The sequence below is a fragment of the Paraplanobispora takensis genome (assembly GCF_016863195.1).
Classification (GTDB): domain Bacteria; phylum Actinomycetota; class Actinomycetes; order Streptosporangiales; family Streptosporangiaceae; genus Planobispora; species Planobispora takensis.
In genome coordinates this window covers 1-22907 of sequence record NZ_BOOK01000074.1, presented here as the reverse complement: position 1 = coordinate 22907, position 22907 = coordinate 1, and the positions used below count along the sequence as shown (strand labels likewise).

Annotated in this window: 23 protein-coding genes; 4 read left to right on the top strand and 19 right to left on the bottom strand. The window is 73.9% G+C overall.

Going from position 1 to position 22907, the window contains the following annotated elements:
• Positions 1 to 58: 58 nt before the first annotated feature.
• The 10 genes from Pta02_RS37990 to Pta02_RS37945 form a co-directional block, all read right to left on the bottom strand.
• Positions 59 to 1897 carry a carbohydrate-binding domain-containing protein gene (locus Pta02_RS37990; RefSeq protein WP_203879874.1) on the bottom strand — a complete coding sequence of 613 codons (1839 nt, stop codon included), beginning with the start codon at positions 1895 to 1897 and terminating at the stop codon, positions 59 to 61.
• On the bottom strand, positions 1897 to 2670 hold the full coding sequence (locus Pta02_RS37985; RefSeq protein ID WP_203879873.1) for a VTC domain-containing protein: 774 nt from the start codon (positions 2668 to 2670) through the stop codon (positions 1897 to 1899). Before Pta02_RS37985 ends, Pta02_RS37990 begins: the two co-directional genes overlap by 1 nt.
• On the bottom strand, positions 2667 to 3263 hold the full coding sequence (locus Pta02_RS37980; protein ID WP_203879872.1) for a DUF4956 domain-containing protein: 597 nt from the start codon (positions 3261 to 3263) through the stop codon (positions 2667 to 2669). Before Pta02_RS37980 ends, Pta02_RS37985 begins: the two co-directional genes overlap by 4 nt.
• 178 nt (positions 3264 to 3441) lie before the next feature.
• A complete protein-coding gene (locus Pta02_RS37975) occupies positions 3442 to 5550 on the bottom strand; it encodes a glycosyltransferase family 39 protein (RefSeq protein ID WP_239131545.1) in 2109 nt (702 codons plus the stop codon).
• Positions 5551 to 5701: 151 nt separating this feature from the next.
• On the bottom strand, positions 5702 to 7321 hold the full coding sequence (locus Pta02_RS37970; RefSeq protein ID WP_239131544.1) for a sensor histidine kinase: 1620 nt from the start codon (positions 7319 to 7321) through the stop codon (positions 5702 to 5704).
• Positions 7314 to 8051 (bottom strand): response regulator transcription factor, encoded by a 738-nt coding sequence (locus Pta02_RS37965; RefSeq protein ID WP_275423653.1) that lies wholly within the window; start codon positions 8049 to 8051, stop codon positions 7314 to 7316. Before Pta02_RS37965 ends, Pta02_RS37970 begins: the two co-directional genes overlap by 8 nt.
• Positions 8052 to 8136: 85 nt before the next feature.
• Positions 8137 to 9645: a pyruvate, phosphate dikinase gene (locus Pta02_RS37960; RefSeq protein ID WP_203879871.1), complete on the bottom strand. Its 1509-nt coding sequence runs from the start codon at positions 9643 to 9645 to the stop codon at positions 8137 to 8139.
• Positions 9646 to 9649: 4 nt separating this feature from the next.
• Positions 9650 to 10276, bottom strand: a complete 627-nt coding sequence (locus Pta02_RS37955) for a helix-turn-helix domain-containing protein (RefSeq protein WP_203879870.1) — start codon at positions 10274 to 10276, stop codon at positions 9650 to 9652.
• Between the two features lie 62 nt (positions 10277 to 10338).
• On the bottom strand, positions 10339 to 11442 hold the full coding sequence (locus tag Pta02_RS37950; RefSeq protein ID WP_203879869.1) for a TetR/AcrR family transcriptional regulator: 1104 nt from the start codon (positions 11440 to 11442) through the stop codon (positions 10339 to 10341).
• A 119-nt stretch (positions 11443 to 11561) separates the two neighbouring features.
• Positions 11562 to 11987: a DUF6157 family protein gene (locus Pta02_RS37945; protein WP_203879868.1), complete on the bottom strand. Its 426-nt coding sequence runs from the start codon at positions 11985 to 11987 to the stop codon at positions 11562 to 11564.
• 106 nt (positions 11988 to 12093) lie between these two features.
• Here Pta02_RS37945 and Pta02_RS37940 point away from each other — a divergent pair, with 106 nt between their 5' ends.
• Together Pta02_RS37940 and Pta02_RS37935 are read left to right on the top strand one after the other, a co-directional pair.
• Entirely contained in the window at positions 12094 to 12672 is a 579-nt protein-coding gene (locus Pta02_RS37940; protein WP_203879867.1) for a TetR/AcrR family transcriptional regulator, read from the top strand.
• Between the two features lie 52 nt (positions 12673 to 12724).
• Positions 12725 to 14011 (top strand): MFS transporter, encoded by a 1287-nt coding sequence (locus Pta02_RS37935; protein ID WP_203879866.1) that lies wholly within the window; start codon positions 12725 to 12727, stop codon positions 14009 to 14011.
• On the opposite strand, the gene Pta02_RS37930 is transcribed toward Pta02_RS37935, so the two are convergent.
• A complete protein-coding gene (locus tag Pta02_RS37930; protein ID WP_203879865.1) occupies positions 14008 to 14943 on the bottom strand; it encodes a LysR family transcriptional regulator in 936 nt (311 codons plus the stop codon). The genes Pta02_RS37935 and Pta02_RS37930 overlap by 4 nt on opposite strands.
• Before the next feature lie 74 nt (positions 14944 to 15017).
• Between Pta02_RS37930 and Pta02_RS37925 the strand changes: the two genes are divergently transcribed.
• Positions 15018 to 16058 (top strand): DMT family transporter, encoded by a 1041-nt coding sequence (locus tag Pta02_RS37925; protein WP_203879864.1) that lies wholly within the window; start codon positions 15018 to 15020, stop codon positions 16056 to 16058.
• Positions 15970 to 16833 carry a hypothetical protein gene (locus Pta02_RS37920; RefSeq protein WP_203879863.1) on the top strand — a complete coding sequence of 288 codons (864 nt, stop codon included), beginning with the start codon at positions 15970 to 15972 and terminating at the stop codon, positions 16831 to 16833. Before Pta02_RS37925 ends, Pta02_RS37920 begins: the two co-directional genes overlap by 89 nt.
• A gap of 203 nt (positions 16834 to 17036) precedes the next feature.
• Here Pta02_RS37920 and Pta02_RS37915 read toward each other — a convergent pair whose 3' ends face one another.
• From Pta02_RS37915 to Pta02_RS37880, 8 genes are all read right to left on the bottom strand, one after another.
• On the bottom strand, positions 17037 to 17516 hold the full coding sequence (locus Pta02_RS37915; protein WP_203879862.1) for a hypothetical protein: 480 nt from the start codon (positions 17514 to 17516) through the stop codon (positions 17037 to 17039).
• A gap of 9 nt (positions 17517 to 17525) precedes the next feature.
• The gene (locus Pta02_RS37910; RefSeq protein ID WP_203879861.1) at positions 17526 to 17888 is read right to left on the bottom strand and encodes a response regulator; all 363 of its coding nucleotides are present in this window, start codon (positions 17886 to 17888) and stop codon (positions 17526 to 17528) included.
• A 13-nt stretch (positions 17889 to 17901) separates the two neighbouring features.
• Positions 17902 to 18363, bottom strand: coding sequence for a chemotaxis protein CheX (locus tag Pta02_RS37905; RefSeq protein ID WP_203879860.1), 462 nt, complete (start codon positions 18361 to 18363; stop codon positions 17902 to 17904).
• Complete coding sequence (locus Pta02_RS37900) at positions 18360 to 18737, bottom strand: response regulator (RefSeq protein ID WP_203879859.1); 378 nt, start codon at positions 18735 to 18737, stop codon at positions 18360 to 18362. The genes Pta02_RS37905 and Pta02_RS37900 overlap by 4 nt, the downstream gene beginning before the upstream one ends.
• A 16-nt stretch (positions 18738 to 18753) precedes the next feature.
• A complete protein-coding gene (locus tag Pta02_RS37895) occupies positions 18754 to 19599 on the bottom strand; it encodes a CheR family methyltransferase (protein ID WP_203879858.1) in 846 nt (281 codons plus the stop codon).
• Positions 19600 to 19609: 10 nt separating this feature from the next.
• Positions 19610 to 20686: a protein-glutamate methylesterase/protein-glutamine glutaminase gene (locus tag Pta02_RS37890; protein WP_203879857.1), complete on the bottom strand. Its 1077-nt coding sequence runs from the start codon at positions 20684 to 20686 to the stop codon at positions 19610 to 19612.
• Between the two features lie 224 nt (positions 20687 to 20910).
• Complete coding sequence (locus Pta02_RS37885) at positions 20911 to 22290, bottom strand: MFS transporter (protein WP_203879856.1); 1380 nt, start codon at positions 22288 to 22290, stop codon at positions 20911 to 20913.
• Positions 22291 to 22576: 286 nt separating this feature from the next.
• The coding region (locus Pta02_RS37880) for a methyl-accepting chemotaxis protein (protein WP_203879855.1) at positions 22577 to 22907 on the bottom strand (331 nt) is incomplete at its 5' end.

Sequence of the window (22907 nt, the reverse complement as noted above, 5' to 3'; positions counted from 1 at the left end):
TGCCCTTCCCTCGTGTACAGCCGGTCGCGTCGTCTCCGGGGGCCCGTACGGCGGCGGCCTACGGCCGGCGGCCGAAGCCGTGGCCGCCGGCCGGGGCCTCGCCGGCCGTCGCGGTCGCGACCTGGGTCGCCGAGCCGAGCTCGCCGGAGGCGGCCAGGCCGCCCAGGTTCGTCCCGGAGGCGGTACCGCCGGTGTGGACGGTGTACTCCTGGCCGGAGGTGATGTCCGCCGAGGAGAAGACGAGGTTCTGCACCCTGCCGGAGGTGACGTAGGTGGCCACGACCTTGCCGCCGGAATCGGCGACCTGCACGGTGGTGCCCGCCTCGACGGCCGCGTCGAGAGTCGCGGACAGCCATCCCTGGGGGGACTCGGCGTCCGGGGCGACGGCCATGCCCGCGCTGCCGGCGGCCATCAGGACGCCGCCGCTGATCTGGAAGCTCCCGTTGACGTCCAGCGCCCCGTTCATGCTCTCGGTGGGCCCGTTGACCACGACCGTGCCGCCGGAGATCGCGGCGGTGCCGTTGGAGTCGAAGCCGTCGCCGCCGGCGTTGACGACCAGGGTGCCGCCGGTGACGGTGGCGGTGTAGTCGCCCACGCTCTCACCGCCGCCCCCGCCCCCGCCGGGCCCGCCGGGCCCGCCGCCCTGCTGCCGGGTCTCCCCGGTCGAGCCGCCGGCCGCGTTGAGCCCGTCGTCGGTGGCGGTGACGGTCACGTCCCCGGCGTTCAGCACGATGTCGGTGCCCTCCAGTCCCTCCTCCGACCGGGTGACCTCGACGGTGCCGCCGTCGATCACCAGGGCGCCTTCGGCGTGGACGCCGTCGCCACCGCTGGCGGCGGTGATCTCCGCCCCGCCGAGGCGCACGGCGCCGTCGCTGTGCACGGCGTCGTCGGAGGCGTTCACCTCGACGGTGCCGCCCTCCAGCACGGTGACCACTCCCGTCTTGAGGCCCTTGACCGAGGTCTCCTCGCCGGGGGTGACGCCGCTGCCGCCGCCGGAGGTGGCCTCGAGCGTGCCGCCGGTGACGACCAGGTCGGTGGCGGCGTCGACGCCGTCACCCCCGGCGGTGACCGTGACCGCGCCGCCGGTGACCGACACGTACCCGGAGTCGGCGTCCTCGGCGTTGTCGGCCTTGATGCCGTCGCCGCCGGAGGTGACGGTGACGGTTCCGCCGTCGACGACGACGTAGTCCTTGCCCCGGATGCCGTCGTCGGCGGCCCGGGTGACCGTGACGGTGCCGGACTGGACGACCAGGCCGTCCTTGGCGGCGATCGCGTCGTTGCCGTTGCCTCGGACCTCCAGCGACCCGGCGCCGGTGACGGTCAGGTCGCCGGCGCTGAAGAGCGCGGCGTTGACGTCGGCGTCGTCGGCGTAGGAACCGGCGTCGGCGAGGGTGTTCCGGCTGCCGTCGGCCAGGATGACGATGAGCTCGCCGACCTCGGTGGCGGCGATCGCCGCGGTGGAGGAGCTGGAGACGTCGGCGCCGTCGAGGATCAGCCGGACGGTGGCGTCGGGCGCGGTGACCACGACCTGGCCGTCGGACAGGGTGCCGGAGAACCGGTAGACGCCGCCGGCGGTGATGGTCACCGTGGAGCCCTCGACCGTGACCCCGTCGCCGGAGGCACTCGCCGAGCCGCCCTTCAGCGTGACGTCCACGACCGCGGACGCGTCGTACGCCGCGGCGTCGCCGGTGGCGTGGACGGCCTCGTTGGCGGCCAGCACGTCCGCGGCGCTCTGCGCGGCGCTCGCGGTGGCCGCGCTCGCGGTGACGGTGGAGGAGGCGGTGCCCGTCGTGCCGGTGCCCGTCGTGGTGCCGGCCTCGGCGCCGCATCCGGTGAGTACGGCGGCGGCCAGCACGGCCGAGGTGACGGCGGCGGTCAGCTTCTTGCGGATTCTCATCAGCGGTTCTCCATGGCGAGGGTCGGGAAGTGGCGCCGCAGTACGGGCCGCCAGCGGTTGGCGGGCAGGTCGGGGCGGAGGGCGGCCAGTCCGGTGGCGTACTTCGACACCGGGCAGGGACGGTGCCCCAGCGACCAGAGCAGCCGGTCGACCTCCGAGGTGGTCCGGGCGGATTTCGTCTCGACGATGACCCGGTCCGGGATCCGGATCGCGCTCCCGTCGGGCAGGGCCCAGGTGAGGTCGGTGTCGACGGTCACCCGGCTGCCGGTGGAGGGGACGAACAGCGTGGCCCGGCTGTAGAGCGTGGTCAGCACGTGGCCGAAGCGCAGCCCGTCGCCGGGGATCGAGGCGTCGGCGAGCACCGCGTCGGCGTGCGCCCGGGCCTCGGGCCCCAGGTGCGGGCCGCCGGTGTGCGGGATGCGCTGCTTGACGGTCGTGCCGCGCCGCCCGGGGGTCTTGACCTCGGCGAAGTGCGTGCCGGAGTCGAGATAGCTGCGGATCCTGATCTTGAAGCGGCGGCGGCGCCGGTGCGCGGCGGCCAGGTAGCTGTCCAGGCCGGGGGTGTCGAAGTACAGCGACCGGTAGGCGAACACTCGGCGCCGGTCGATCTCCAGCGCCCGTACGTCGCCGGGCAGACCGCCCAGGACGGCCTGCAGGTCGGTCGCCGGCAGGATGTACTTGCGGTCCAGCCGGGTCAGCAGCGAGGCCCGGTCCACCAGCTCGTCGAGCGCGATGGGGGGCAGCAGGCCGAGCTGGGAGGTCGCGGCGATCACGCGGCCGTCACCGCCCGCTCGCGCCCGGCGACCTCGCGGCGCACGGGGCGCCGGTCGGCGAGATAGCGGACCTCGGCCAGCGTGGTGTCGTTGACCAGGTCGACGTGCTTGATCGTCAGGTTGACGACCCGTCCGCCCAGCAGCATCTCCAGGTGCGAGCGCAGCGCGTCCTCGTCGGTGTGGGCGACGTCCAGGTGGATGCTCTGCTGGCGGTAGCGGCGGAACAGGCGGGGGTGGTCCCCGACGAAGAGCGCGGCGATCATCATCAGCATCAGGCCGCCGGTCAGCGGGCTCAGCGACCCGCTCAGCCCGGCCAGCAGGCCGAGGGCGAGCGCGGCGAAGTAGTAGGCCACCTCGTGCTGGGCGATCTCGTCGGACCGCAGCCTGATGATCGACAGCACACCGAACAGGCCGAGCCCCAGTCCCGCCCCCACACTCGAGGAGCCGAGCACCGTCGAGACCGCCAGCACGCCGATGTTCACCCCCAGGAACGCGACCACCAGGTCACGGCGGTGATGACGGGGGAAATAGACGCCGAAGGTGAGCACGGCGATGGCGACGAGATCGGCGGCGACGGCGACCAGCTGGTTCACGGTTGCGGTTCCTTCATCCGGAGTTCAACGACTGCTTCCATTGAGCCGGGCGGGACTGTGCGTTCCCTGTGAAAGGCCTGTGCCGGGGGAATGACATCGGCCGTGCACGCCTGCGAGCGCCGTACGGCGGCCCTCCGGGTGGGCAGGACCGCCGTACGGCGAGGTGACCGGCTCGGGGTCAGGTGGCCGGGGCGGAGGACGCGCCGGAGGAGGCCGTCAGGTCGTAGACGGTGACGCCGCCGACCGTGCTCGCGGGGAAGGTCGCGGCGACCCACTCGGCGATCTGTGAACTGGCATCGCTGCCGCCGTTGCTGCGCATGCCCATGCCGCCCCCGCCGCCGATGAAGTAGTGGATCTCCCCGGCGGCCACGTACTGCTGGAACCGGGCCAGGGTCGGGGAGGGGTCGCTGCCGTTGAAGCCGCCCACGGCCATGACCGGCCTGCCGGTGGCCAGCTGGTAGCCCGAGGCGTTCTGCGACCCGACCGCCGCCGCCACCCAGGTGTAGGCGTCGGCGCCGTCCTGCAGCAGCGCGACCATCTCCGCGCCGGCGGTGGAGCCGTTGATCAGCCCGCCCGCGCCGCCCATGCCACCCGCCCGGCGTCCGCCGGGCATCGCGCCCGGGACGCCCGGGGCCGTGCCCTGCCGTACGGCGCCGGGTGGCATGCCGCCCGGCCGCTGACCTCGCATACCGCCCGTGCCGCCGCGCCCGCCGGGACCGCCGAAGCCGCCCGCACCGGCCGGGCCCGCCGACGGGATGGAGCCGCTGTGCGGGGTGGCCGCGGTCTCGACGGCGTAGGCCGCCGGCCCGGCCAGCACCACCGCCAGGGCCAGCCCGGCCGCCGCCGTCGCCGCCCGCAGCGGCAGCCGCCGGAAGGCCGGCAGCGCCGCGGCGGCCAGCAGACCACCGGCCAGCAGACCACCTGCCAGCACCGCCCAGCGCAGCCAGGGCAGGAAGTCGGCGCTGCGGCCCAGCAGCGTGAACGACCACCAGGCCGTCAGCGCGGTCGCGCCGGCCAGGACCAGCGCGGCCGGCACGGTACGGCGCAGCCGCCACATCGTCACCGCGCCCATCCCGACCAGTGCGCCGACGGCCGGGGCCAGGGCGACGGTGTAGTAGGCGTGGAAGATGCCCGCCATGAAGCTGAACACCGCGGCGGTGGTCAGCAGCCAGCCGCCCCACAGCAGGAAACCGGCGCGGGTGCGGTCGGTGCGCGCCGACCGGGCGGTGACGACCAGACCGGCGGCCAGCAGCACGAGCGCGGCGGGCAGCAACCAGGCGATCTGACCGCCCTGCGCGCTGTCGAACATCCGCAGCAGGCCGGTCTCGCCCCAGCCGCCGCCCGCGCCGCCCCCGACGCTGCCGACCTCCTCGCCGTTCAACCGGCCCAGGCCGTTGTAGCCCAGGGTCAGCTCAAGCAGGCTGTTGTTCTGGGAGCCGCCGATGTAGGGGCGCATCGAGGCGGGGACCAGCTCGACGACGGCGATGTACCAGCCGGCCGAGGCGACCAGCGCGGCGCCGGCCGCCAGCAGCTGCCCGATCCGCCTGCCCAGCCCGGGCGGCCCGGCCACCAGATAGACCAGCGCGAACGCCGGGACCACCAGCAGCGCCTGGAGCATCTTGGTCAGGAAGCCCGCGCCGACGAAGACCCCGGCCCACACCAGCCACCTGGTGGCGCCGCTCTCCACGGCCCGCACGATCGCGTACGCGCCGGCGACCATGAGCAGCACCAGCAGCGCGTCGGGGTTGTTGAAGCGGAACATCAGCACCGCCACCGGCGTCAGCGCCATCGCCGCACCGGCGATCAGGCCCGCCGCCGGGCCGTACCAGCGCCGCACGGTCGCGAACAGCAGCCCGACGGCGGCCACGCCCATGAGCGCCTGCGGCACCAGGATGCTCCAGGAGCTGACGCCGAACAGCCGCGCCGACAGCGCCATCACCCACAACGACGCCGGCGTCTTGTCCACGGTGATCGAGTTGGCCGCGTCGGAGGAGCCGAAGAAGAACGCCGTCCAGTTCTCCGACCCGGCCTGCGCCGCCGCCGAGTAGAACGCGTTCGCCCACCCGGAGGCGCCCAGGCCCCAGAGATAGAGCACCGCGGTGGCCGCCAGCAGCGCCAGCAGAGCGGGATGCACCCAGGCGGGGTCGCCGGCCCGGCCCCGCAGCCACCGGCCGGCGCGGGAACGGGCGCCGCCGCCCGGCGAGGGCCGATCCGCCGGCGCCGTCGGGGGCGCCGGATCCCCCTGGAGTGCGGGGACTTCCACCGTCGGCCGTGGGGAGGGTGTCACGGGTGCGTCCTTTCGTCTGTGCGTACCCGAGAACTGTCGGCCGCCGGCCTGTCCGGATCTTGTGCCGTCGCTGTGCGCCGGCTGTGAGTCCCGCGGAGTCCCGCGGAGTCCCGCGCCCGGCCACCGGAGGGACCGTACGGCGAGCGGGCCGTCAGGGGGCGTGCGGGCCCTGTCCGGGGTCCGCGTCCGATGACGGGCCCGGGCCCGGGAACGGCTGCGGCTCCTCGCCGGTCAGCGGCAACCGTACGGTGAACCCGGTACGGCCCGGCACGCTGTCGGCCTCCACGCTCCCGCCGTGCGCCGCGACCACCGCGTGCACGATCGCCAGTCCCAGGCCCGTGCTGCCGGCCGCCCGGGAGCGGGAGGTGTCGCCGCGGGCGAAGCGCTCGAAGACGTGCGGCAGCAGCCCGGCCGGGATCCCCGGGCCGGTGTCGGTGACCTGCAGGACGGCGTTCCGCCCGTCGGTGCCCACGCCGACGGTGACGACGGTGCCCTCGGGGGTGTGGCTGCGCGCGTTGGCCAGCAGGTTGACCAGCACCTGCTGCAGCCGCGCCGGGTCGCCGACGACCGTGATCGGCTCCTCCGGCAGGTCCAGGCGCCAGTCGTGGCCGGGCCCGGCGGCGTGCGCGTCGCTGACCGCGTCGACCGTCAGCATGCTCAGGTCGACGGGCTCGCAGGCCAGCGGACGCCCGGCGTCCAGGCGGGCCAGCAGCAGCATGTCCTCGACCAGGGTCGTCATCCGCTGCGCCTCGGACTCCACCCGGCGCAGCACGTGCTCCACCTCGGGCGACACGGGCTGGCGGCTGCGCCGGCTCAGCTCGGCGTAGCCGCAGATCGCCGCCAGCGGCGTGCGCAGCTCGTGGCTGGCATCGGCGACGAACCGGCGCACCCGCATCTCGCTGGCCTGACGCGCGGCCAGCGCGTCGCCGACGTGGTCCAGCATCCGGTTCAGCGCCGCGCCGACCTGGCCGGCCTCGGTGCGCACGTCGGCGTCCTGTTCGGCGACCCGCTGCGGCAGCTCCACCTCGCCGCGGTGCAGGGTCAGCTGCGAGACCCGGGTGGCGGTGGCCGCCACCCGCGACAGCGGCCGCAGCGTCCGCCGGACGATCACCACCCCGGCGTAGCCCGCCACCAGCAGCACCAGCACCGTCACCCCGGCCACGACGCCGGCCACGAGGTACAGCGTCTCCGTCGTCTCGGCCAGCGGCAGCCCGGTGACCAGCACCGCGCCGTCGGGCATGCGGCGCGCGACCACGCGGTAGTCGCCCAGTTCGCCGAGGTCGTAGGTGCGCGGCGCGGCGTCCACCGGCACCGTCGCCAGCGTCGCGTGCGCGCCGCCGACCTGCGGCTGCGTCTGCCCCTGCTCCACCAGCACGGCGGCGTCGACGACCTGCCCGCCGCAGACGCGCGCCACCAGGGTGCCGATGACCTGCCCCTGCGGGAAACCGCGGCCCCGCGGCTGGGCGCAGCCGGAGGCGCCGGGATCGTCCTGCGCCGTCTCGCGCGGAGTCTGGTCCTGGAAAGTGCGCGGGGCCCGGACCGCGGCCGCCGCCAGCTGGTCGTCGATGCGGCCGTACAGCGTCCTGGACAGCGTCACCTCGGTGGTCACGCCCACGACCAGGAACCCCAGGGCCAGCAGGGCGAGCATCGCCGCGACCAGGCGGGCCCGCAGCGACCGGCCCGCCCAGCCCCGCCACCGGCGCGGCCGGGGCCCGCGGGCGGGCGTCCCGTCCGCCTTTGCGGTCCCGGCCTCCGGGCGCGGCTCAGTCACCGGGCTTCAGGACGTAACCGGCGCCGCGCATCGTGTGGATCATCGGCGTGCGGCCCGCGTCGATCTTCTTGCGCAGGTACGAGATGTACAGCTCGACCACGTTCGCCTGGCCGCCGAAGTCGTAGTTCCACACCCGGTCCAGGATCTGCGCCTTGCTGAGCACCCGGCGCGGGTTGCGCATCAGGAAGCGGAGCAGTTCGAACTCGGTGGCGGTCAGGCTGATGAGGCCGTCGCCCCGGCGGACCTCGCGGCTGTCCTCGTCCAGGACCAGGTCCCCGACGACGAGCTGGGAGTCGGAGCGCACCTCCGAGCGCGCGGAACGGCGCATCAGCCCCCGCAGGCGCGCCACCACCTCCTCCAGGCTGAACGGCTTGGTCACGTAGTCGTCGCCGCCCGCGGTCAGGCCGGTGATCCGGTCCTCCACCGAGTCCTTGGCGGTCAGGAACAGCACCGGCACGTCCGGCGCCTCGGCGCGCAGGCGGCGCAGCACCTCCAGGCCGTCGATGTCGGGCAGCATCATGTCGAGCACGACGGCGTCGGGGCGGAAGTCACGAGCGCTCCGGACGGCGCCCAGCCCGTCACCGGCGCTGCGCACCTCCCAGCCCTCGTAGCGCAGCGCCATCGCCAGCAGCTCCGCCAGGGTGGGCTCGTCGTCCACCACCAGCACCCGCAACGGGCCGCCGTCCGGCCGGCGCAGCTGCCCGCGCGCCTCCGCGTTCGTCATCGTCATGTCCCGATCGTCGGCGACGAGGCTGTGAGCGCCCCTTTCCCATCCTGTGCGTTACCTGTGCGAAGCGGGTCATGCCTCGGTCCGGTCAGTTCCTCAGCAGGACGGCGCGGGCCGCGGTGAGACGTCCGGCGTCGTCGCGGCCGGGGCCGCCGCCGGAGATCTCGTCGGCCCATTCGAGCAGGCGGTGCAGGTGGGGATCCGCCGGGGCCGTGACGACGCGGGGGGTGCCGGCGACGACCTCTCCGCCGGTCCCGTCGATGGTGATGAGCGCGCCTTCCGGGAGGGTACGGCCCCCGGCCCGCACGCGGGCGGCCGCGGCCTCGACGGTGAGGTCCGCGGCCCCCACGACCGCGGGCCTGCCCATCGACCGCGCGACGACGGCGGCGTGGCTGCCCGGCCCGCCGGAGGCGGTGAGGACTCCGGCGGCGGCGGCCAGGCCGTGCATGTCGAGCGGCGAGGTCTGCGGGCGCACCAGGATGACCGGGCCGGCGGCCGCCATCCGGGCCGCCCGGTCGGCGGTGGTCGCCACCCTGCCGGCCGCGACCCCCGGGCAGGCGCCCAGTCCCCGGGTCAGCAGGTCGATGGCGCCTGAGGCCTCTATCCGGGGTGTGCGGGCGTGCCGGAGGTGGTGCGGGAGGATCCGGAGCAGGGCCTCGCGGCGGCCGATGAGGCCCTGCTCGGCCAGGTCGACCGCGACGCGGACGGCGGCGCGCCCGGCCAGGCCGCCGGGCCGTACCTGCAGCAGCCACAGCCGGCCCGCCTCGAAGGTGAACTCCACGTGGCAGGCGTCGCGGTAGTGCCCCTCGATCCGGTCCAGGGCCTCCAGCAGCCCGGTCCACACCGCCGGCTCCCGCCGCGCCAGTTCGGCCAGCGGCCGGGTCGCCGACCCGCCGGAGACGACCTCCTCGCCCTGACGGCCGAACAGGACCTCGCCGAACGGGACGTTCTCCCCGGTGTTGGGGTCGCGGCCGAAGGCCACGCCGCTGCCGCTGCGCTCGTCGCGGTTGCCGTAGACCATGGCCTGCACGACGACGGCCGTGCCGAGGTCGTGCGCGATGCCGTGCAACTCGCGGTAGGTCCGGGCGCGCGGGGTGTCCCATGAGGAGAACACGGCCTCGACGGCCGCCTCCAGCTGCCGCATCGCGTCGTCGGGAACGGGGGAGCCGGGGGCGGCGGAGGCGAAGCCGGACAGCAGCCGCCGCCGCGAGTCGAGCGCGAAGCGCTCGTCGCCCGTCTCCTCCGCCAGCGCCGCCGTGGCCCCGGTGGTCAGCCCGACGTTGAGGACCGTGTTCATCATGCCGGGCATCGACACGCCGCCGCCCGAGCGGACGGAGACCGCCAGCGGCCGTCCGGGCCCGCCCAGGCGCCGCCCGGTGACGGCCTCCAGGTCGGAGACGGCCGCGGCCAGCTCGGCCCTCAGGCCGTCGGGGAGGTGTCCCTCGCGCAGGAAGGCCCGGCACGCCCCGGTGGTGATGACGAACCCGGGCGGTACGGGCAGCCCGAGACGGCGCAGCGTGAGGAGGCCGTGCCCCTTGCCGCCGAGGACGTCCGCGCCCGGGCCGGGCCGCGCCGAGAGCGGGTGGATCCGCGTCATCGCCTCAGAACCGCGGGATGCCCAGAGTGACCAGCAGGTCTTCGTGAAGCTGGAACCACACGGTGTGGTAGGACTCCATCTCGTCGGCCAGGTACTGCGGCGCCCCGGATGTTGCCCGGGTGAGCGCGCGGGTGAGCCGTACCCGGTAGCGCCCGAACCGGGGCAGCGCCGCCGACAGGTCGGCGCAGACGACCTCGGCGCGCCGGTGGAAGTCGGTGAACCGGTCCATCACCCGGGCGTCGTAGGCGGGGTCGGTGTGGTCGTTCGGCGTGGCGAACCCGTCGGCGGAGCGCATCTGCCAGGCCGTGCACAGGTCGAGCAGCTCGGGGTTGAGCACGAGGAAGTCCTCGTAGGACCGGGTCACCGCGGCCCGGACGCCGGCCGTGTCGAGCTGGGCGCCGATCCGCTCGGCGTCCGCGGCGCGGCCGGCCCCGGTGAGGCTCCACCCGCCGAAGTCCCCCGGCTCGTGCGTGACCAGGCCCGCCACCGCGAGATCGATCAGCGCGGACTCCGCCTCGGCGGCCGGCAGTCCCGCCGCCTCGGCCACGCGCTCCAGGGCGGCGAACCCGATGCAGCGCAGGGTGTGCAGCACCGGCAGGTCGTCATCGGTCGGACGGGGTGCCTCGATCATGTTCTGCGGTCCTTTCTCGCCGTTTCCGGTCCCGTCCCGGTGCCGGGGAGGAGCCGGAGGGGTCATCCACCGGTCTCGTCCGGCCGGGCGGTGACGGGGCCGCCCGCGACGGCCGCGGCGTGGGCGGCGCCCCGCCCGCGGGCGCGGAAGACGATCCGGCCCGCCCGGACGCGCACCGCGGCCTCGGTGGCGTCGTCCGGGTCCGCGACGCCGGCGGCCGCGGCCAGGGCGCCGCGCTCGTCGACGACGAGGCGCAGGCCGGGCCGGGCGTCCGGGGGGAACACGCGCCGCAGGCACGCGGTGAGGTCGCCGATCCTCAGCCGCGCCAGACGCCCGATCTCGGCCGGGTCGCCCGTGACCACGGCCACGGTGACCTGCTCGCCCGGGCGGGCGGCGCGGACGGCCTCCTCGGCCGCCTCCAGCCGCCCGGTCCCCAGAATCGCGACCACCCCGTCGGCGCCGAACCCGGCCGGGCGGCCGGTGATCTCCTCCGGCATCCCGGCGGGCGGCTCCCAGGCCTCCCGGGCGGGCCGCGCGGGGGCGACGAAGGGCAGGTACGGCGGGTCCCAGGTGTCGGCGAGGTCGAGGCCGGCCAGGTGCTCGCAGGCGCGCGCCACGTCGAAGGGGTCGCCGAACCCGGGCGCCGTGCCGGCCAGGTGCCCGGCGCCGTTCAGCATCGTGAGGACCAGCTCGGCCGTGCGCACCAGCCGCGGCCGTCCGCCGCGCCCGGATGCGCCCGACTCCAGCGCCAGCGCCAGCAGCAGCGCCTCCAGCCTGGCCAGCTGCGCCGAGGCGGTACGGCCCGGCTCGTCGTCGAACAACCCGGCCGTCGAGCGCAGCTGCAGTTTCCCGTCGGCGGGCGTGTCGCCGGCCAGCGGCAGCCGTTCCAGCCAGGTGTAGGCGAAGGCGCCCAGCGACCCGTGCGGGCCGGACGGCGGGGCCGCCACCGCCCCTGGCCGCTCGACCGAGTCGAGCAGGACCGCCAGGTACAGCGCGCGTTTGCTCGGGAAGTTGGAGTACACCGCGCCCCGGGTCAGCTCGGCCCGCCCGGCGATCCGGTCGACCTTGGCCTCGGCGTATCCGTGCTCGGCGAACTCCCGCCGTGCCGCGGCCAGCACGGCGGCGCGGGTGCGCTCCTGCTGCTGTGCCCGGGTCAGCCTGGCCATCGCCGCTCCCGTGATCCGTCATGAAATTCGGATGATTACATCATCCGGATGCTAGCACCATCCCGATGATGCCGGCACGCTCATGACGGACCGGTCGCCGATTCCCGCCCGGCCGGGGATCACTTGGCCCGGCTGGACCGCATCGCCTTGAGGACCTTCACCTCCGGCACCTCGCCGGCGAGGATGCGCCGATACTCCTCCGACTCCATCGGGCACAGCCGCACCCGGCCCTCCCCGTCGAAAAGCAGGCCCCAGCCGTACTTCTTGGGCAGCGGCGAGGCCCGCAGGCACGCCTGAGGCTTGGAGAAGAGCTGCGCGCGCAGCTCCGCCAGTTCCTCCTGCGACCTCTCGGCCGGCTCCTGGCGGCGCAGCCAGCTCTCGAAGAGCACATCCTCCTGCGTCAGGCCGCCCGGGTCGGCGTCGAGCATCTCGAACTGCAGCACCGCGACCGTCTTCTTGCCGCCTCTGGGCTCCGGCTCCACCGAGCTGCCGACCGGGCAGTCCTCCGCGACCGCGATGAGGGTGTCGTAATAGTTCAGATCCACCCAGCCATGATCCTTTGCGGGACCGGCATCCACCACCCTTGCGCCCGGTATCGCTGCGCCTTTCGCGCTATGTACAGATGTACGCATCATATGTACTCTTGTACATATGAAACCCCCTCCAGACGACCCGCGACCGGCGACCGCCCGGCGGCCTCGCCGGCACGACCCCGGACGGCGGGACCGGCTGATCGACGCCGCGCTCACCGTCATCGCCGAACGCGGCGTCGCCGGCACCACGCACCGCGAGATCGCCCGCGTCGCGGACGTGCCGCTCGGGTCGATGACCTACCACTTCGCCTCCCTGGAGGAGGTGCTGGCCGAGGCGTTCACCCGGCACGCCGAGTCGGCGGCCCGCGTCTTCGACGAGTGCCTGGGCTCCGCCCGGGACCGGACGGAGGCGGTCGAGGCCGTCATCACACTGGTCTCGGGCTATCTGCTCGGCTCGCAGTACGACCTGGTCCTCAGCGTGGAGCTGTACGTGGCCGCCGCGCGCAACCCGGCTCTGCGGGCCGTCACCCAGGCCTGGATGGCGCGCAGCCGCCGGGCGCTGGAGCGCCACTTCGACGCCACCACCGCCCGGGAGCTCGACGCGCTCATCGAAGGGCTCGTCCTGCACAGCGCCCTGTCGACCGACCCGATGACGCCCGAGCAGATCCGCCACGCCGTCGAGCGATTCCTGCGCTGATCCTCTCTCGGCCCCTGCCGTCCCTCACCCGCACCACGTGATCGGAAGTTCCATGTCCGCTGCCGCCGTTCCCCTCACCACGCCCGGAACGCCCACCCGGCAGGCGCGCCGGGCCCGCGCCGCCGTCGCCGCGCTGTTCCTCACCAACGGCGCCGTGTTCTTCAACATCGTCCCGCGGTATCCGCAGATCAAGGCCGACCTCGGCGTGGGCAACGCCGTCTTCGGCACCGCGCTGGCCGGCTACTCGATCGGCGCGCTGCTGGCCGGGCTGCTCGCCGGCACCGCGATCCGCCGCTTCGGTTCCGCCCGCGTGGCGGCGTTCGGCATCGTCGTGACCACGATCATGACCCTGGCCGTCCCCTTCGTGCCGCACTGGGTCGCCTTCGGCGGCGCGCTGTTCGCCGTGGGCGCGCTCGACGCGATCGTCGACGTCGCGCAGAACGCCCACGGCCTGCGCGTCCAGCGGCTCTACCGGCGCTCGATCCTCAACTCGCTGCACGGCGTGTGGAGCATCGGCGCCGTCCTGGGCGGCCTGATGGGCTCGGCCGCCGCCGGTCTCCGCCTGCCCCTCGCGGTCCACCTGGTCATCTCCGCGGCGCTGTTCAGCGCCGTCGCCGTCGCCGCCTACCGGTTCCTGCTGCCTGGCCCCGAGGACGCCGAGCGCTCCGCCGAGGTCCGGGACCCGGCCACCGCCCACGACCTCACCGCCCAGGACCTGGCCGCCGCCGACGGACACCCGGGCGCCCCGCCCGCCCTGCACCCGCGCCGGCGCGCGTTCGCCGCTCCGGCCGTGCGGATGCTCGCCGCGCTCGGCGTGCTGGCCGCCTGCGGCGCCCTCGTCGAGGACGCGGGCGCGTCCTGGGGCGCGATCTACCTCAGCGGCGACCTGCGCGCCGACGCCGCCACCGCAGGCCTGGCCGTCGTGGCCTTCCAGGTCGCCATGACCCTCGGACGCCTCAGCGGCGACCGCGTGGTGGACCGCTTCGGTCAGCGTACGGTGGCCCGCGCGGGAGGCGTCCTGGCCGCCGCCGGCATGGGCGCCGCGCTGGCCTTGCCCTCCGTCGCGACCACGCTGGCCGGCTTCGCCCTGGCCGGGCTCGGCTTCGCCACCATGGTCCCGGCCGCCATGCACACCGCCGACGAACTGCCCGGCCTGCCCTCCGGCACCGGCCTGACCATCGTCAGCTGGCTGCTGCGCGGCGGGTTCCTGCTGTCCCCGCTCCTGGTCGGGCTCGTCGCCGACCTGGCCGGCCTGCGCGTCGGCCTGCTGTCCGTCGTCCTGGCCGGAGCCGTCACCTTCGTCCTGGCCCGGGTCCTGGTGAACCGCGCGTCCGCCTAGTCACGGAGGCCGAGGGGCCGGGCGATCTCGCGCGCCCGGTCGGTCACCGCCCCCAGCAGCGCTCGGAGCGCGGGGGCCGTGGGGCCCTCCCGGGTCACCACGACGAGGCGGCGCCGGATGTCGGCCTCGGCGACGTCGCGGATCGCCAGCGCCGCGTCCGCCGCCGGCAGCGTCAGGGGCGGCAGCAGCGCGACGGCTCCCGTGGCGCGCACGAGTTCGAGCTGGATGTCGGCGTCGTTGGAACGGTGCCGCACATCGGGTTCGTAACCGCCCAGGGACCGGCAGGTCCCCACCACCATGGCGTGGTGGCCGGTGCCCTCGGCGGAGGCGGCCCAGACCTCCTCGCGCAGCGCGGCCAGGGCGACGGGGCCCTGCCGGCGGGCCAGCGGATGCGCCGGTGGGAGCACCAGCTTGAGCGGCTCCTCGTACAGCTGCGCGAAGCGCAGCCCCGCCGGCCGGGGCCGCGGGTGACCGTCGTACTCGTCGCTGACGACCAGGTCGACCGTGCCCAGGCGCAGTCCCGGCAGCGCCTGCTCCAATTCGAGCTCGGAGACCTCCACGCGTACCCGCGGGTGCCCGGCCGTCATCCGGGCCACGGCGGGGATCAGCAGTCGGCGGGCCGCCGACTGCAGGGCGCCGGCGCGCACGGTGCCGCGGACCTCGCCGCCCAGGGCCGCCAGGTCCGCCGCCGCGGCCTCGGCCGCCGCCAGCAGGACCCCCGCGTGCTGAGCCAGCAGGCGCCCGGCGTCGGTCAGCCGCACACCGCGCCCGGCCTTCTCCAGCAACCGCGCGCCGGTCTGCTTCTCCAGGACGCTCAGCTGCTGCGAGACCGCGGACGGGCTGTAGTCCAGGGCCGCCGCGACCGCGGCGAGCGTCCCGCGCTCCTCCAGCTCGCGCAGCAGGCGGAGCCGGTGGAGATCGAACGCGACCATGCATGAATACTAATCAATGAGGTCCATGAATCGTCGCTGGACGTGACGAGTCGTGGCCGCCGATGCTGGGGGACATGGGTCCCCTCCTCTGCTTGGTGTCGGCGGCGTGCTTCGGCGCCATGGCGATCTTCGGCAAGTTCGCCTACGCCGCGGGCGTCTCGCCCGCGGCGCTGCTGCTGGTCCGCTTCGGCCTGGCGGCCGCCGTACTGGCGGCGCTGCTGCTCCTGCGGCCGGACCTGCGCCGCGGCCCTTCCTCCCCCGCTCCGGCGACGGCCCCCGCTCCGGTGACGCCTCCCGGCCGCATGACCGCGGGCGTGCTGGCGACGGCCCTCGGCCTGGGCGCGGTCGGGTACGCCGCGCAGGCGAGCCTGTATTTCTCCGCCCTGGAGGTGATGGACGCCTCGCTGCTGTCCCTGATCTTCTACACCTATCCGCTGCTGGTCACGGTGGCGGCCGTCCTGCTCGGCCGCGACCACCTGAGCCCCGGACGGGTCGCCGCCCTGGCGGCCGCGTCCTGCGGGACGCTGCTCGTCCTGCTCGGCACCGGCGGGCCGGCCTTCAATCCGCTCGGCGCGCTCATGGCCTTCGGCACCGCGCTCACCTACACCGTCTACATCCTGGTCTCCGACACCGTCGTGCACCGGCTGCCGCCGGTGGTGCTCTCCGCGCTGGTGATGACCGGGGCCACCTTCACCCTGGCCGCCCGCGCCCTGCTCACCGGCGGCGTCGGCCTCGGCTTCGGCGTGCAGGGGTGGTTCTGGCTGGCGTGCATCGCCGTGGTGTCCACCGTCGTGGCGATGCTCGCCTTCTTCGCGGGCCTGCGCCGTACCGGCCCCTCCACCGCGGCCATCCTGTCGACCTTCGAACCGGTCGTCACCACGGCGCTGGCCGCTCTGACCCTGGCGGAGTTCCTCACCCCGGTCCAGCTCGCCGGCGGCCTGCTCGTCCTGTCCTCCGTCGCCGTCCTGCAGGCTCGCCCGGGCGGGGAGGTGGTGCGGGCGGGCCGACGTCAATACAGTATTGACGGTGCCCGTCAGAACGATCCGCGCCGTACCGGAATCCGAGGCGTTGCGCCGGGCGGAGGCGATCGCCGCCCGCCGAGCCCGGTGCCATGACCCCGACCTCGAGGCCCTGTCCGACGAACCGCTGGAGGTGGTCGCCTACGTGCTGGAGCGCCGGCGGGTACCCGAGGCGGTGCTGCGGTGCGACGTGCCGGACGCGCTGGTGCTGCTGGAGTACGCCCGCCGCGCCGTCCCCGCCCTGCCCGGCCGCCTGGACCGGCTGGAGTACCGGCTGCTGAGCCTCGGCGTCGAGCTCGGGCTGAGCCTGGGGGAGCTGGCCGCCGCCCTGGGACTGCGCTCACGCCAGGCCGTACAGCACCGCCTGCTGCGCCACGCCGCCGCCGAGCGCGGCGCACCCCGCAGCGAGGTCGCCGAGCGCACCGCCCGGCGCGCCGAGTCCGGGGAGCGGGCCTGGCTGGAGCGCAACGCCCCCGCCCTGCTGGAGTGCACCCGCAGCCTCCTCGGCCACCGCGCCCTGCTGAGCCCTCCGGCCGCCGGCCCCGGTCCCGGAGCCGGGCAGGCCGCCGGTTCCGGGGCGGGCGAGATCGCCGGTTCCGGGGGCGGTGAGGACGCCGCGCGGGAGCTGGCCGAGGCGTTCGACGAGCTGGCCGAGTCCCTGGCCCGCGTGCCCGCCGACCGGCGCGATCCCGGATACGCCACCCGGGTGCGGCACCTGGCCGCCCGGCTGCGCCTGCTCCTGGCCGACCTGCGGGCCCATCCCGCCGCCGGCCACGACGGCCTGCGGGCCGGTCCCGCGCTGCGCGACCTGCTGGAGCGTACGGCCCGCCTGGCCGCGGCCCACCAGGCGGCGAGCTCCGGCGACCGCTGACACCACCGGGCGGCGGCAGCCGTACCGCGTTCCGGAAAACGCCGGAGGCCCGAGCCGCACCGAGACCGGAGCCGCCGGCCGTACCGGGCCCCGGAGCCCCGCAGGGCCGTACCCGGCCCTGAGAACGCCGAAGGCGCCGTCTCCTCCGGGGAGGGGACGGCGCCCTGCGGGTCGGGCTCCCTGTCCGCCTGGGCTGCGGGCCTTCAGCCGGCCAGGGAGAGCCAGAACTTGCCCGTGCCGTAGCCGCCGATCTCGACCGCCAGGTCGAGGCGGGCGCCGAGGGCCAGCAGGCGGGCGGTGGCGTCCGCGGGTGCGGGCTCGCCGGGCATGTAGGACTCGTACAGCTTCAGGTGGGGCAGGTCCAGCTGGTTGAGCAGGCCGGTGAGGATGTTGCAGACCTCCCGGACGTTGTCGGCCAGCATCGGGGTCAGCTCCCCGTCCTCGACCGAGGCCTCGGCGCCGCCCTGCGGGATCAGGCCGATGGCCGCGCCTGCGTACGCGGCCAGCTTGAGATCCATGCCCGCCACAGCCATGAGCTTGCGCGAGTTGTCGACATAGAGGGCGATGACCGCCTTCTTGAGGTCGGCCGCGACCGCGGGGTCGGACACGCCCACGGTGACAGGACGGCCGAGCAGGTCCTCGAACAGGTCCTTGATGTTCTTAGGGACCGGAAGTGTCGACATGGCAGGCATCTACCCCAGAATCGGACCGAGAACGTCAGTGAAGTTGTCCGCGGTGAACGGCTTGGTGATCAGGAAGAGCGCACCGGCCTGCTCGGCCATCTGCCGCATCTCGTCGGTGCCCTCGGAGGTGACGAAGCCGAACGGCACGTCCACCCCGCCCGCGCGCAGCGCCCGCAGGACCTCGATGCCCGTCATTTCCGGCATGTTCCAGTCCGAGAGGACCAGATCGGGCTTCTCGGAGATGGTGAGGTCGTGCGCCTGACGGCCGTCGGCCGCCTCGACGAGTTCATGTCCCCCGTAACCGGCCTGGCGCAGGGTCCTCGTGACGATCTGACGCATGACCCGGCTGTCGTCGGCGATGAGAATCTTCATAGTTGAGGTTTCCTTACCCAGTGCTCTTGCTGGTCCACACGCTGATCGCGATCGGCTCGTTCTGCCAACTGCCCTGCAGGCGGCACACCTCCACCGCCGCAGGCCATTTGTTGACGCCTTCGTCGATTGTCGCCACGTGGGGCAGCGAGAGCAGGGAACCATCAGGCAAAAGGCTCTTGACGTTGCCACCGATCACGTTGACCAGCTCGCCGACGGCGTCGGCGATGTCGTCCCGGGAGACCTCCTCCTCCTCGATGCCCAGCAGGGCCGAGGCGGCCATCTGCGAGGCCGATGCGGAGAAGGCCATGACGACGTGTCCCTCCCACGCGCCCGTCACCGAGACCGCGGCGATCACGTGGGGCAGGGCCGGGGTCTCCTCCGAGGGGAGGAAGGGGGCCACTCCCTCCGGGTCGAGGTAGGACAGCCAGACCTGCTCGGTGATGGCCTGCAGGTCTTCGGTGGTCGGAGAGGTCATGACATGGTTCCGCTCGGTACGAGGCCCAGGAGGGCCAGCTTCTCCGTGATGGCTTCGGGGGTGAACGGCTTGATGACGTACTCGTGCGCCCCGGCCGCCAGAGCGCGGACGATCTGCCCGTGCTCGCTCTCCGTGGTCACCATCATCAGCGTTATCTGCCGGTACCGCTCCTGGGAGCGGACCGCCGTGACGAACTCCAGCCCGTTCATCTCCGGCATGTTCCAGTCGATGAGCGCGACCGTGGGCGGCTCGTCCATCTTCTCCAGCAGCTCCAGAGCCTCCCGGCCGTTGCCGGCCTCGTGCACCTCGAAGCCGAGCTGCGTGACGATGCGGCGCAGGATGAGCCTCATCGCTCGGGAATCGTCGATCACCATGGCGTGCACCGCGGTGTCACCCCTTTCTCATTGCGCCGACAGGCGCAGTAGTCGCAGCGCGCGGCCTGTATGCCGACGCGCGCCCGGCGACGACCCGCTCGAAGCCGTCGTCGATGCCGATGGTTGTTTCGGCTGCGCCGAGGAAGAGCCAGCCGTCGGGACGCATCAGGCTGCGGATGCGCCGCAGCACGGAGCGCTTGGTCTCAAGGTCGAAGTAGATGAGGACGTTGCGCAGGAACACCACGTCGAAGGGCTGCGCCGGCGGCAGCGGCGCCGCCAGGTTGACCTTCTGGAAGGAGATGTTGCGGCGCAGGGCGTCGCCCACCTGCCACTCCGTACCCGCCCGCTGGAAGTACTTCACCAGCATCGGGACGGGCAGTCCCCGGTTCACCTCAAGCTGGCTGTAGCGGCCGGCCTTCGCGCGATCGAGCATCTCGTTCGAGATGTCGGTCGCGAAGATCTCGTACTGCCGGCTGCTCGTCAGCGACTCCTCCAGCAGCATCGCCAGGCCGTACGGCTCCTGCCCGCTGGAGCAGGCCGCCGACCAGATGCGCAGCCTCTGCGTCGCCGGGCGCCGTTCCATGAGGTCGGGCAGCACGGTGTCGGTGAAAGCGGTGAACGGTTCGCGATCGCGCAGCCACGACGTCTCGTTGGTGGTCAGCGCATCGACGATCTGGTCGGCCAGCGCGCGCTCCCGCTGGGCCCGCGCGACGAACTCCGACACCGATACGGTGCCCGTCCGTCTGGCGAGCGGCAGCAGCCGGGCCTCCACCAGATACTCCTTGCCGGTCTCGAGGACGATCGCCGCCTCGCGCCGGACGAGCCCGCTGACGAAAGCGAACTCCTGTTGGGTCAAAGCCATCGGTTCATCCTCAGGACCTGGCCGTGCGGCCGCCGGCCACACGGTTGATTAGATGGTGGGAAATCTCGTTCAGGGGAAGCACGGCGTGGGCCAGCCCGGCACCGGTGACCGCTCCCGGCATCCCCCAGACCACCGACGTGGCCTCGTCCTGGGCGACGATCTCGGCGCCCTTGCCGGACAGCACCTCGCTTCCGCGCTTGCCGTCCTGCCCCATGCCGGTGAGGATCACCGCCAGGGCCGCTCCGCCGTACACCGCCGCCACCGACCGGAACAGCACGTCCACGGCGGGACGGCAGAAGTTCTCGGGCGGCCCCTGCTGCAGGTTGGTGAAGACACCGTTCCCGCGCCGGTTGACCTCCATGTGGTAGTCGCCGGGGGCGATGTACACCATCCCCGCCTGGACCGGCATGTTGGCCTGCGCCTCGACGACCTTCAGCGCCGAGGCGCGGTCGAGCCGCTCGGCGAACATCTTGGTGAAGACCTGCGGCATGTGCTGCACCACCACGATGGGCAGCGGGAACGTCACCGGCAGCGCGCTGACCACCTTGGTCAGGGCGTCCGGCCCGCCGGTGGAGCAGCCCACCGCCACGACCTGGGGGACGGACGTCCCGCCGGCCGCGGGCCGGGCGAGCGGGGCGACGGGACGCGGGGCGGGCCTGACGGCCCCCATGCGAGACGGGCCGCCGGTCCTGCACAACGCGTGGATGCGGGGGATGATCTGTTCCCGGACGCTTTTGATCGACTCGGAGACGCTGCCGACGTTGGCCGGCTTGGTCACGTAGTCGCTGGCGCCCGAGGCCAGGGCCTCAAGGGTGGCGGACGCGCCGACCGAGGTCAGCGTGCTGAACATGATGACCGGAAGGCGCGGATGGACCTTGCGGATCTCCTTGATGGTGGTCAGCCCGTCCATCACCGGCATCTCGATGTCCAGGGTGACGATGTCGGGCTTCAACATGTCGATCTTGGATAGGGCGACCTTGCCGTTGGGCGCGGTTCCGACCACCTGTATCCCGGGATCCGCACTCAGCGCATCGACAATCAGGCGCCGGACGACGACCGAGTCGTCGACCACCAGAACCGATACCACGCGAGTGCCTCCTGTGCCAGAAGCGGGACATGTGTCACCGCCCGTCCATCGCGTTCCCTATCGACAGGAGAGGGGAAGGGATGAGGATTCGCCGGACCTTCCACAGGGCCCGGCGGGCCCGATCCACCCTTCCCATTGTCGCTTTGTGTACACGAAATACTACGGAAGGTCACTTAAGGCGTGCCGTGCAGGTCCGGAACGTCGCGATCCCGTCCGGCGCGTGCTCAGGCGCGGGTGCGCCGCGGACGGCGGCGGGCGTCACGCACCGAACGCCCGGCGGGGGCCGCCGGCCCGGGGCCGCGTGCCGCGGCGGAGCGCCGGGCGCGCGGCGCGGTCTCCGGGCGCCGGACCCGCCGGGACCCGCCCAGGGCGGTGATCGCGGTGGCCACCGGGTCCCGGTGACCCAGGCAACGGGCCAGCAGTACGGCGGCGCCGCACGTCACCGCCAGCGTGACCAGGCCCGCCATGAGGAGGGCGGCACGGGGTCCCGCGGTGTCGCAGAGCACCCCGAGCAGGGGCCCGCCGACCGCTCCCGAGGCGGCGCCCACCATCGTCTGCGCGGCCAGCACCCGGCCGCGCATGGTCGGCTCGGTGCCGAGCTGGGCCCGCGTGCTGACGGTGGTGTCGAGGACCACCGCGCCGGCGGCGATCGGCAGCAGCACCAGGGCGAAGCCGAGCAGGCCCGGCACGATCCCGCTGACCGCCTGTCCCACGCTGGTCAGCAGGGCGGCGGCGAACAGGATCCGGAAGGTCAGGCTGGGACGGGAGGCCGCGTACAGCCCGCCCAGGACGGCGCCGACGGCGAAGACGACCGACAGCACGCCGTACCCGGCGGCGCCGGCGTTCAGCGGCCCCTCGCTCATCGCGGCCATGGTGACCTGGTAGTTGCGGCCCAGGGCGCCCAGCACGAAGGCCAGGCCGAGCAGGACCAGCAGCCAGCGGGTCCGCCCGATGTAGCGCAGCCCGGAGACGATCCCGATCTCACCGGCGCCCGCGCGGGGCAGCGGGTGCATCTCACCGCCGCGCATGCCCAGCACCGCGGCCATGACCAGCGCGAAGCTCACCGCGTTGAGCACGAAGAGCGTCCCGGTGCCGGTCAGCGGGATCAGGACGCCGGCCAGGCCCATGCCGGCGATGCGGCCCGCGGAGCTGATCACCGAGCCGAGGGCCAGGGCGTTGGACAGGTCCTCGGGACCGACGACCTCCGCTCCGAAGCGGCCCAGGCTGGGGCCGTCCAGCGCCGAGACCATCCCGCCGAGCAGGGCCACCGCGTAGATGGGCCACACGCTGTCCACCCCGGAGAAGGCGAGCACCGCGAGCACGGCGGCCAGCAGCCCGTGCAGGGTCTGACCGGTCAGCACCAGCGGGCGGGCGGGCAGCCGGTCGGCGAGGGAGCCGCCCACGAAGGCCAGCAGCATGGTGGGCAGCGACTGCAGGAACAGGCCGAACCCCAGGCTGGCGGCCGAGTGCGAGATGGACAGCAACATCCAGTTGACGCCGAGGACCTGCATCCACGTCCCGGCCACCGACAGGAAGTCCGCTCCCGCCCACAGGCGGTAGTTACGGTGCCGCAGAGCGCGCAGCATGTCGGGTTTGCGGGACACGACGGGGTTTCCTCTCTGAGATCCTCACGGACGAGAGGTCTCGCCGAACCGGCCCTCGCCGGGATCGCGCCGGGCCGGCGCCGTGGTCATCGGGGGAGGGGACGGCCGTACGGCGAACCCGGGCCGGTCCCTCCGCGCACCGATCGGCACCGGTCCCGCCGGCCCTGAGGACCCCGTGAACGCCGCAACCGTCCTGCCCCCGGACGGGGTGACAGGACGGTTGCGGTACCGGTGGATCAGAGGAAGAACTGAGCCGTCAGGCGGATCGGAGACGGAACCCGGTCGATCAGAGGCGGAACTGGGCCACGAGGCTCTGCAGCTCGCTGGACATCCGGGCCAGCTCCTCGGAGGCGCGCTGCGCCTCGCCGACGCCGGTCGTGGTCGTCTGCACGGAGGTGGCGACCGCGCCGATGCCGCCGGCGATCTCACCGACGCCGGTGGCGGCCTCGGACACGCTGCGGCCGATCTCGCTGGTGGTGGCGGTCTGCTCCTCCACCGCCGAGGCGATCGTGGCCGAGTACCCGTTGATCTTGTCGATGACCTCGGTGATCTGCTGGATGGCGGCCACCGCGGCCTCGCTCTGGCCCTGGACCGCCTGGATGCGCTGGGAGATGTCC